Origin of the sequence: Leptolyngbya sp. FACHB-711 (assembly GCF_014695615.1) — a bacterium.
GTDB lineage: Bacteria > Cyanobacteriota > Cyanobacteriia > Elainellales > Elainellaceae > Leptolyngbya_A.
In genome coordinates this window covers 1-11,421 of sequence record NZ_JACJOR010000284.1, presented here as the reverse complement: position 1 = coordinate 11,421, position 11,421 = coordinate 1, and the positions used below count along the sequence as shown (strand labels likewise).

General features: G+C 49.6%; 6 protein-coding genes. 3 read left to right on the top strand and 3 right to left on the bottom strand.

The window, feature by feature from the left end:
- Window positions 1–109: 109 nt before the first annotated feature.
- Complete coding sequence (locus tag H6F80_RS11175) at window positions 110–3,178, bottom strand: glycosyltransferase (RefSeq protein WP_190791630.1); 3,069 nt, start codon at window positions 3,176–3,178, stop codon at window positions 110–112.
- A gap of 133 nt (window positions 3,179–3,311) precedes the next feature.
- A complete protein-coding gene (locus H6F80_RS11170) occupies window positions 3,312–4,430 on the bottom strand; it encodes a methyltransferase domain-containing protein (protein WP_190791629.1) in 1,119 nt (372 codons plus the stop codon).
- Window positions 4,431–4,433: 3 nt separating this feature from the next.
- Here H6F80_RS11170 and H6F80_RS11165 point away from each other — a divergent pair, with 3 nt between their 5' ends.
- The 3 genes from H6F80_RS11165 to H6F80_RS11155 all read left to right on the top strand — a co-directional run bounded on the left by H6F80_RS11165 (window position 4,434) and on the right by H6F80_RS11155 (window position 8,265).
- On the top strand, window positions 4,434–4,598 hold the full coding sequence (locus H6F80_RS11165) for a hypothetical protein (protein ID WP_190791628.1): 165 nt from the start codon (window positions 4,434–4,436) through the stop codon (window positions 4,596–4,598).
- 48 nt (window positions 4,599–4,646) lie between these two features.
- Window positions 4,647–7,031 carry a glycosyltransferase gene (locus H6F80_RS11160; protein ID WP_190791627.1) on the top strand — a complete coding sequence of 795 codons (2,385 nt, stop codon included), beginning with the start codon at window positions 4,647–4,649 and terminating at the stop codon, window positions 7,029–7,031.
- Between the two features lie 286 nt (window positions 7,032–7,317).
- On the top strand, window positions 7,318–8,265 hold the full coding sequence (locus tag H6F80_RS11155) for a glycosyltransferase family 2 protein (RefSeq protein ID WP_190791626.1): 948 nt from the start codon (window positions 7,318–7,320) through the stop codon (window positions 8,263–8,265).
- 82 nt (window positions 8,266–8,347) lie between these two features.
- Here H6F80_RS11155 and H6F80_RS11150 read toward each other — a convergent pair whose 3' ends face one another.
- Window positions 8,348–11,266, bottom strand: coding sequence for a glycerol-3-phosphate acyltransferase (locus H6F80_RS11150; protein ID WP_190791625.1), 2,919 nt, complete (start codon window positions 11,264–11,266; stop codon window positions 8,348–8,350).
- Window positions 11,267–11,421 lie beyond the last annotated feature (155 nt).

The window sequence follows — 11,421 nt, the reverse complement described above, 5'->3', positions numbered from 1 at the left end:
ACTTAGCAGTAATCAACTCAATTGCAGCTTTTATTCATTTGTCGTAACCCAGCAGTATTTGATGTGAAACTATTTTCTCGACGTAGCCGAAATGTGCTAGCTTTCATCCTCATTGCATTTCTCGAATTCGATAGTCACAATGCTGCCGCGTTAGGTGTGGGTTATAGCAAGGATCATGCTCATAGAACTCTTGCCACTTTTGCTTCATATACTCACATTCCTTCAGAAATCTTGCTTTTTTTTCTGGCAGGTCTTCACTTCCCCGACTTTTCGATTCGTAGTGATATAGCTCTGCTTGAGCACAACACACGTTCCGATAGCCCTGCATCATAAATCTGAGGCAAAGATCAACGTCATTAAATGCAACTGCCAAGTCTTCGTTGAACCCGCCGACAGATTCAAACACCTCACGCTTGCACATCAAACAAGCCCCGGTGACAGCGGAATAATTGTTATCTGACAAAAGCAGCCCAAAATAACCAGGCGAGTTGGCAGGATAACGAGTAAAAGGATGACCTGCAAATGCAGCTAAGCCAACAATGACCCCCGCATGTTGAACGGTATTATCCGGGTAGAGCAGGAATGCACCTACTGCACCAATCGACGATCGCTGTGCCTGCCCGACCATAATTTCAAGCCAGTCTGGAGTAATGACTTCCGTGTCGTTATTTAGAAACAAGAAATACTCTCCATTGGCTTTGCTAACGCCATAGTTATTGAGTTTGGAGTAATTGAAGGGAATTCCCAACATATAGCATCGCAAGCGACCGGGTTCACGGTTTAGCCACTCACCAATTACTTTTTCAGTATAAGGTTCAGTACTGCCGTTATTGATTAGGACAACTTCAAAATTCGGGTAAGTAGTCTTGGTAAAAATCGATTCTAGACATTGATTCAGCACATACCCTAAATCCTTGGTAGGGATAATAATGCTGACCAAACCAGGCTGTTTTACCTCATACCGAACGCTAAAGTGTCCTAAGTAATCGGGGACATCTTCAATCGTTCCCGGCTCACCGCGTCGCTGCAAAGCTTCGGTGAGAGCTTTTTTAGCCGCAATATACGCGTAGGGCTTTGCCTCAGTACCGCTTGCAGCAGATTGCTCGTGAATGCGCCAGTGATAGAGAATTTTCGCAATGTGAAAGACTTTATTGGTTTTTTCAGTGAAGCGGAGCACTAGATCATAGTCCTGGCTGCCTTCATAGCCTGCCCGAAAACCACCAATCTCGCTGATAATCGAGCGCCGATAAACTCCTAGGTGGCAGGTGTACATCCGGCCCAGGAACGTATCGGGCGACCAATCCGGCTTGAAATAGGGGTCGCGTCGATTGCCCTGCTCGTCAATCTTGTCTTCATCCGAATAGACCATGTCGGCTTCAGGGTGCTGATTCAGCAGGAATGCGACTTCAAATAGGGCTTCGGGTGCAAGCGTATCATCGTGATCGAGCAGGGCAATATATTCGCCTGTCGCCAGTTCCAGAGCCGAGTTTGAACAGCGCGAGATATGCCCGTTTTCTTCCCGGAAGACCACCTTAATCCGATCGTCCTTCTCGGCATATTCCTTCAGAACATCCTTCACATGAGGGTCGGGAGAGGCATCGTCTGCTAAGCATAGTTCCCAGTGGGGATAGAGCTGGGCAATGACAGATTCGATCGCCTCCCGCAAAAATTCTTCTGGGGTGTTGTAGACCGGAACCACAATGCTGATTAGCGGCTTATATGCCAGCACAGAGGCAATCTGCTTCATTCGTTTCAGCTCTTCTGCCTGGGGAGTATGCTTCTGCATCCACCGCTCATAGGGCGTCAACACGGGTGCAACGCTCAATTCCGCAACGGCAGACTTGACCGGAACCGGCTTGATTTCCTGAGGCTGAACGCGCGCTTGCGACAGCTTAGGTAGATTTTGCGTTACCTTAAATGGGGAAATATCTTCAGCCCCCAGCCTCAAGACTTTCTTGAAGCGGAACCAGTTCATACGAAACTGCCAGAACTTGCTAGTTTCCATTGCGCTGATCCGATCCTGCGCCCGCAAAACTTCGATCTCTCTCGTTTCCAGTCCCTTTCGCAGAGATTGAATTCGCTTCTGCTTTTGGTCGAGCTGACTTTGAGCATGATGCAGCTCAATCTGGATATGTTCAGCGTGCGATCGAGCTTCTTCTAATGCCGTTTGCGTTCGCTCTAGTTCTTGCTGAACACTTTTATATTGCTGTTTCGTTTGCTCAACCTGCTCATGCAACTGCTCAACCTGCTCATGCAACTGCTCAATCTGAGTCTGGGACTGCTCAACCTGCTCATGCAACTGCTCAATCTGAGTCTGGGACTGCTCAATCTGCGATTGATGCACCTGCACGAGTTCGGCTTGTTTTGCATCCAAATCCCGCTTTGCCTGTTTTAGCTCATCCTGAAGGTGCTTATGCTGATCGAGCAATCGATAATATCTCGACTGAAGGGCTAGGTGTTCTCCCTGCGGTGTGAGCGGGAAAGCTTTCAGTACAAACTGAAGCGTATTCGCGTCTTCCTCCTGTTCGATCGCCTGCACCAGTTCAGACGGAAAATCATTTCGGTTCACTTTAGGAACCAAATTACTTCCCTCAAAAACAGGAATGATAGTTCGGCGCACTTCATCAACGGTATAGCCCGACTCTTCAAACAGTTCAACAACCGTTTCGTAAGTGAAAAACCTCAGATGAGTATTGTCGAGTAATCCCAATGGTTCATATTGGAATTTGCCGCTCAGTAACGCTAATCTCACTGCGCCGTGCGCGACATTAGGAATTGAGGCAACCACAAATCCATTTTCCGTCAGAATATTACGGACTTCTCGTAGCACATCCCAAGGATTACGGAGATGTTCTAAAACATCACCAAAAATTGCGACATCAAATTTTTCATTAGGTAGGATCTCTAGCAGCGTTGTGTAGTCTAAGTCAGCGACAATAACTCTTTCACAATACTGCTCCGCTATCTTGGCGGCATCTGCATTGATTTCCAGTCCTGTTACTTGACATCCTCTTGCATTGAGTAAGCGAGCTAGATAACCTGTGGCACAACCAAAATCAATAACTTTCCGATTTTCTCCAACAAGCTGAGCCGTTTTGACCAAACTATTATTCTCTCCCAATTCTGCCTCAGATAAATTAGGCATTGCAGGGTAGTCTTTTTGCCAGTGATGTCTCATGAGTTACGGAAGGGTTACAGATAAGTTTTATGCAGTGCTATGGAGAATCAGAAAATTAAACTTGATTAAGCAAAATATCGAACCGCTCTTACCTTCTAAGAACAAGTTGATATTTTCCTCTTAACAGCGATCTTCAGCGAGCATTCGATCCAGTTTCGTTTAAGCCAAGCAACTGCTTCAATTTAAGCCACTGCGATCGCAGTTTCCAAAACTTGCTGGTTTTCATTGCCTTAATTTGATTTTCGGAGTCTTCCAGCTTTATTTTCAAGTTTTTAACCCTTTTCCGTAAACGCTGGATTGTCTCCTGATGTTCCCCGATTCGCAGATGAGCGAGTTTACTCATTTCACGTTCAGATTCCAGTTCAACCAGCAGGGATTGAACGCGTTCATCCTCCAGTATTGATTGGGGTTCCAAAGGTGCAATTTGCGGTCGATCGCGATCAATAGTCGGCAAACTTTCAAGCTGAATTGCTTTGCGATCGTCTGGATGCTTGGTTAAGTCCATTGCTTCCAGGCTGATGTAAAACTCCAGCCCTGTCGTGTCGTAATACTCAGCAACTTTGAAATCAACTAAGTTAATATCAATCAGTGTTCGCAGCAGTTGAAAAAAGGTGCGGGGAGTGAAGACCCAGCAGTGAACATCATGATACTGATTGTCGATTGAAGCTTGATACGCCACCTCCCATGCTTGCCTATCCGTGTACAAACGGGTTAGTTCGCTGGCTTCGACCTCGTGGCTCCAACCAAGTTGCCCTTGCCAGAAGGCAACCTGCGACAAGTGTTCAAAAATCTGTCTAGGAGTTGGTTTACGGTTGCCCTGCAAATAAGCTTCAACAACCTGGGCAGGCTCAGTTGGTTGACGAAAATAATCGAAACAGTAGCGTTTATCGGGAATTGCTAGCGTCAGGATGCCGCCCGGTTTCAGAACTGCATGAATTTCTTTAAGCCAGCCAATCAAATCCGGCACATGCTCAATGACATGCGACGCGACCACATAGTCAAACGGAGCTTCGTCCCCCGCCAGCTGAGGCAGTTGCTTTTCACCCCAAACGTAATCCACCTTGACAATTTGATCAATGTCAACATTCGAGTCCTCAGCATACTTCTGCTTGAGTTCTTCGGTCGATGCATGATCGACATAGCGGATTTTGCCCATTTGGCAAGTAACAATCGGTCGATTCAAGGGACCAATCTCAAGCCCAAGCTGAGTAGCTGGATCGATCGCAGACAGGATTTTCTCTTCTCGGGTCATCATATGCCGCTACAGAAGGGACGATGCTGGAGTTTCAGCGGATTATGCAGAGATAGTACCACGCCGATCGATACCTTTACGAAAGATGAAGTAAGCCAGACGATTCAAGCTGCTTTTCCGCTAAAACGTTCACTTTGCACCGCTCAGGCTGCTGAAGCAGGCAATTGACCAATCAAGTGATTAAATGGGAAATTGGCGACCAGTGAGGGCAGAGCAATGACATTTCCGATCGACGATTTGTACTGGCTGCAAGTGCGTGATTTTCTTCAGCAGCACGCTCAGCCCCTCGATGCCATCCTTGCACCCGGTGAGTTTTTTGAGCCGTTTCCAGGAACCTATCCCTACAGCGTTTCTCCTGCCCTATCGCTGGAGCAGTTTGCGTTTGCGGTCATTCATAAAGGACAAATCGCCGAGATTTACGCGCCCTTGGGAGCCGAAATTGTCCACAAATTCCATCCGGTGTACGCGAATGCCGTATTTGTCGTCTACGCCCGATCGCCCATTACCGAATTCCTTGCCACGGATGAGAACGATCTGAAAGCATTATTTGAGCGGATGGATGCCATCGATCGCTTTTATGACCTGGAGGGCAACATTCAGCCGGCGGCGGCAGTAGTGCTTACCCACAACAGACCCGATGCCCTCGATCGATCGCTGCCCCAAGTCCTGGCGTTAAACATTCCCGTAGTGGTGGTGGATAACGGCTCAGAGGGGGAGAAGGCAGCGCAAAACCAAGCCCTTGCCGATCGCCATCAGGTACAACTCCTGAAGCTTCCCCAGTTTCGTCCAGCCGCCGCGCTCAGTGCAGGAGTTAGCTACTGGCTCAACGATCCGTCGATTCGCTGGATTTCTTGCTTTCAGGACACAGCGGAAGTAAGGCCAGAGACGATCGCGTTACTTCAGAAAGTGCAAGATCCACAAGAGCGTCCTTTGCTAGTGGGTGACGATGATCCGGATCATGCGACAGTACGATCAGACAGCGTTAATGGCATTCCGGTGAAGCTGAAGCTTTCTAGTTCTGGGGTTCACTTTCATGCCCATCGAGATTACTGGGCATCGCTGCTACCAATTCCTGTCTCGACCCCACCCGGAGACGAAGAGGAAACCCTGACTGCAACGGATGAGAATGGCTGGATTACTACCTGGTCGCCTCGGTCGATCGTCAAGCGGGGAGGCTATGTGGTCTGTGTGCCCGGATTGGTGAATGCTTCGGAATCAACCACGCTCACCGTTCAGCCCAGAAGTCAGCCCAAAAGTCAGCCGAAAATTCAACCGATCGCGGCATCCCATACAGACGACTCCAACAGTTTAGCGGGAGTCCGAGTGCTGATCGACGGCTATAACCTACAGCTCACTAAGGGGACGGGCATTAAAACCTATGGACTTAGCCTAATCCAGGCACTCACCGAACTGGGAGCCGAAATTGATGTGTTGTTAAGCCGCAGTGCCTATAAAAAGAATGCGGTGCTGGATGAAGTGTATTTCTTTGACAATCAAGACAAAGATCGAAATTTGTTGTTTGTTCTAAAGGGATTGCTCAAAAGCTTATCAGGACCACTTTATCGAGCCAGACGACGCGACACCAGCAGTAATTTAGTGGTGAAGCGAGGGCAATACAGCGATGATTTTTTGAAATATGCCGCTTCATTTAACTTGCCGCAGTGCTACGACCTGGCAAACGTTTTATACAAGAAACTGAAGATTAGTACACAAATTACCGTGCCTGAGAAAATCGATATTTGGCACGCGACTTATCCACTGCCCATTCAGGTACGAGGCGCAAAGAAAATCACCACGATTCACGATCTGATTCCGCTGCGTTTACCTTATGCCACGCTGGATGACAAAGAGAGTTTTTATTACAAAACTGAAGCTGCTCTAAAGGAATCTGCTGCGATTATTGCCGTTTCAGAGCATACTAAACAGGACATCTTGACTTACTTTGAGGTCGATCCCGATCGCATTATTGTCACCTATCAGCCGATCGCTCTCAAACCCTTAGACGATGGCGACACCGATGAAGAAGTCGAGTTTTTCTTGCAGCAATATGGCTTAGAACCGCAGAATTATTTGCTATTTGTTGGGGCGATCGAACCGAAGAAAAATGTAGGTCGCCTGCTTGATGCCTACGCCACGCTAGACACCGAAATGCCTCTGATTATTGCAGGCAAAAAAGGCTGGCTTTGGGAAGAAGAACTAGGCAAGACCGCTTATTTATTTGACCAGAAGCGATCGAAAAAACAGGTGAGGCTCTTAGAATACGTCTCGACCAACGCGCTGCGCTACCTGTATCGGGGAGCCTACTGCTTTGTTTTTCCTTCGCTTTATGAAGGCTTTGGCTTGCCGCCCGTAGAAGCAATGACTTTTGGCTGCCCGGTGATTACCTCAAACGCTTCTTGTCTACCAGAAGTATGCGGCAACGCTGCGCTGTACGTAGATCCGTATGACGTGAAAGATATTCGTCGGAAGCTGGAGCAGGTTTTGAGCGATCGACCTTTACGCGATCGTCTGGCAAAAGCCGGACAGCAGAATTCCCGTAACTTCAGCATGGAAAAGTACGTGCAGCGATTACACCAGGCGTATCGAACAGCCCTAGGGTAGCAAAAGATACCAAGATGTGCGATTACTGCATAAGTACCTGATTCCTTCATGAATTGATTAGCAAGCAATAAAGCAACCGTAAATTTGCTGGCCCTGAGCCGATTTCGGGTTTACGTTTGCCTTATAACCTTAATAATTCCCTAAACCAAAAAATGATTTGGTTTTGTCAGGAGCACAGCGTTTCCCTTCTGACGAAATTGGAATGAAACAATTTAGAGCATATTTGCATTACTCACCGTAAAGCATTACTCACTGTAAAAAACGTATAAACTCAGTTGATTGTCCTATGACTACTCAAAGCCCTGGCTCACCGCTTCTTAGCTTTGCCTTGCCGGTTCGTAACGGCGAACAGCTTCTACCCAGGTTACTTGATTCTCTACTGGCACAAGACTTTCAAAACTTTGAAATTGTGATCAGTGATAATGATTCGACTGATGCGACAGCCGATATTTGCCAGCGTTATGCTCAGAAAGATGATCGCATTCGCTACTTCCGAAACCCAAAAGATATTGGCATCTTAGGGAACTTCAATCGTCTCATTGATTTGAGCCGGGGCAAATATATTCGCTGGATTGGTTGGGATGACTGGCTTGAACCCAACTATGCCAAACTCTGCATTGAAACACTGGAATCTCGACCCGATGCGATCGCCGTAACAACAAACCAGGATTTCTTTGACGAAGACGGAACGAGAGACTTCCTCGAATATCAAGGACGGCGGCTCGATTTTCCTGCTGCCGTTAAGCGATACGAAAGAGTACTGTGGTTCTTAAATTCTGATTACCGTCTCTTTGATCCTATCTACAGCATGATTCGGCGCGATGTACTCCAAAAAATTGGTGGGCATCGATTAGATATCTTGGCTGCGGATCAAGTCTTAGCCGTTGAGATGAGCTTAGCTGGACCTTTTGTTCACCTTCCAATTTGTCTCGCCCATCGCGGCAAATTCCATTTCAAAACGCCTTTTGATGAATTCTTGGAGAAGTGCTATCAGAATCAAGCCGCTCAGGTGAAAAAACAGGGCTACCTGGATGTTATGGCGGCATTCTGGGCAGCGGTGGAAAAATCGTCGCTTAGTCCTTGGGAAAAGTTTTTGTGTCTGTTTCCATTCACTCGCCGCTTTCTCATTAGCACCTGGAATTACCTGAACTATCGAGTTCGCAAACTCTTGCATCCGGTCAAGCAATTGATTAGGAGCCTGCTGCGAACTCCCTCAACCAGATCAGTCGTTTAACTCGTCGTTGAGTCAGTTCTTTAGCAGAAGGATTGAGTGACAATAGACTGCTCTAGTCGTGGAATTTTTAACCAGATTATCGCTAGTCTAAAATTTCTACTGTGCCTTGCTGCCCATCAACTCGCACCTGCTGTCCGTTCTGAAATCGCTGTGTCGCATGGCTGACATTCATTACTGCGGGAATGCCGTATTCTCGCGCTACGATCGCCCCATGAGATAGCTGCCCGCCCGTTTCGGCAATCAGTCCGCCTGCTCTTGCTAAAAGCGGTGCCCAGCCCGAATCTGTATAGGGAACGACCAGAATTGTCGATCGATCGATCGGCGGCAGATTGCGCCAGTCCTGCAACACTAATACGGTTCCTTCTGCGCGTCCGGCACTGGCTCCAATGCCTTGAAGCGTCTGAGCGGTTGTCCTGTCGCCCCAGGTGGGCTGGAATTGCGGCAGGGGTTGATCGTTGCCGTAGACCAGCAGGGGTGGAGTAAGCTGCCGATCGCGCTCAAGCTGGGCTTTGCGATCAGCAATTTGGCGCGGCAGTTGAGCGGTGAACGGGGCATCCTGGATCGATCGCCGGATTTCCTCGAACGTGAGAAAGAAAATATCGCCCGGTTGCTCTAGCCATTTTTGGGGGAGCCATTGCTGCTCTAACGCGACAAAGCTCCAGCGCAGTTCCGCCAGCAGCTTGCTATACACTTCTGTCACTCGTCCTTTCAAATCAATTCGTGGCTGGACTTTCCGCAGCTTTCCGGTTGCAGGTTTGCTGGGTTGGGTGGAGAAATTTGCGAAAGGCTGCTGTACCAAAGCAGCAAGCAGCTCGCGCACCGGGTGGGGGTCTTCTCTCCAGGTCGGCACAGCGATATCAGTTCCGACTTCGCTGAGGTAACCGTATTCGTTGAGCAGGCGCTCGAATTCCGCCAGGATGGGCTGTCCTTCCGGCAGAGTGGATAAGTGAGCAAACAGGGTTTCGCTGTCAGTCGGTAGGGTTGTGAGCAGCGGACGAGTCCGATCGGCAAGGGACTGAAGCGATCGCAGAGATGCGGTTTCGGGCGTCAAACGGTTATCCAGAGCTGCCGGATCAACTTTAAAAATTGCCTGCCGCAGAGCCGCACTCAGGGGCGCAAAAATGCTGTAGTAGGTGGCACGTCGCAACAGATTGAGGATGCGATCGATCCGATCGAGCAGTGCTTCAGGGCTCAGTTCGTTTACGGATTGCTGATCCAGTGCCGTCAATCCGGGCTGAAACTGCTGCTGCCAGTCGCGCTGAAAGTCTTGCTCAAGCTGAAACTCGCGTTTTGCCAGTCGCCCCAGCCCGGGCAAATTTTGCAGCGTGGAGGCGATCGGTGGTTTGCTAAATTTTGCCCCTCGCGTCAGAAATTCTAGACTTTCCGGCGGCAACCCCATTCGCAGAAAGATTTCGCCCAGTAAAGAAGCATTGAAATAGGCAGCGGAATTGTGCAGGGTGGCGGTTTCGGTGAAATCTAATCCTTTCGCTCGGTTGCCCAGGACGATCGTAAAAATCTCACCCCACACGCCACAGGTCAACGGCTGATTAATCGACCAGGTGAGCGGACGAATAAAGCCAGGAATCACTTCAGCCGCAATTTTGCGCGTCCAGAGGGGAATCAGCGTTGTGATCGGACGTGCCTGCAACAGCCAGAGTTGCTGACCGTCAAATGTCCACTCGATATCCTGTGGAATCCCATGAAAGCGGGCTTCGAGATGCCTTGCGAGATAAGCCACCTGCTGAATCAGTCGGGGTGGCACGTCTCCTTCACCCGTCATGTTGAGCTTGACTTCCTCCGGCAACTGCCAGCTTTGGGGTGACTTTCCGATCGGGCTTTCCCCATCCCCAAGCCAAACGCGATATTGCTCCGGCGTTACCTGACCCGACACGATTTGATCCGCCCCGCCCGGCAACGCCTCAATCACGATCGCATCTCCCTGACGTGCCACCGGATCGCGACTAAATGCCACCCCCGAAAACACGCCCCGGATCTGCTGCTGCACAATGATCGCCATGCCACTTTCCGCAATCTCGCGATCGCTGCGGTACTGCACTGCACCGGGCAAACTGTAGGATGCCTGACAGCGCAAAATCGCCTGCTCTAGCGCTGCCCGACTGGTGACATTCGCGATCGACTCATACTGTCCTGCCGCCGATGCCGTTGCTGTATCTTCGCCAATGGCAGACGATCGCACGATCACAGGCTGTTCGGGACTGGGTTCGATCGAATTGATCAATGGAGCCGAATCATCTCCCGCAGGCAGCACCCAGCCGATCGGAATCGGATAGCCCCAGCGATGAAGCTGAGCCAGCGTTGCCGCCTTTTGTCCCACTTGCTGAGCATCAAGCGACTGGGAAAGAGAAAGCAGGGCACGGTTGCCGCGAAAAAACCGAAACATAGGCTGAGCTTCCGAATGAGCAGTATCCGCAGACAAATCTAGATCATCGGGCATCTGCTGATAAATCCAGGCAATGATCAAAGCCAACAGCACTGTCGCTGCAATTCGTCCGCGATCTTGAGAATGGCGCAAAATCGCAATAATCACCAGCCACACCAGCGCACTCAGCCGCCCGGTTTTCTTCTCCCGAAACAGCGTGAAGCTAATGCCGCTTAGCAAAAATATCAGCCCAGCAGCGATCGGATCATGCACAACCCAGCCCCAGGTTACATTGGTCGTTCCTGCCCCGCGCCCAATCCCATAACGCCCAATCACCAGCGCAATCAGCGCAACCACTTCCCAAGCAGGACTATTGGGAAAACAAATCCGCGCGAGCAAAACCGCCAGAATGCCCTTCAACGCCTCAGAACCAACCGCCAGAATGCCCGCCGACTTTCCGCCATGATAAAACGCCGCCGAAACGCTCACATTTCCCGTCCCCAGGCGATCGAGCCGCTGCCCCGTCATCCCCCAGACAATCCAGCGAATCAACGGCAACCCGCCTAAAATCGGACAGACAACCAGAATCAGCAATACACCCAAAAACGGCGACAGCAGCATGAACGGTAAGCAAATTGAAGCGATCGTCTTTTATTCTATCGGCGTGCTTTGCTTTAGTTCACAAGCAGAAAAATCCTTCTCCCAACCAATCAAACCCCGTCAATCAACATCCCCCAGCACTTCCCACCCTATCCCCTCATCCCCCACCGACCCAC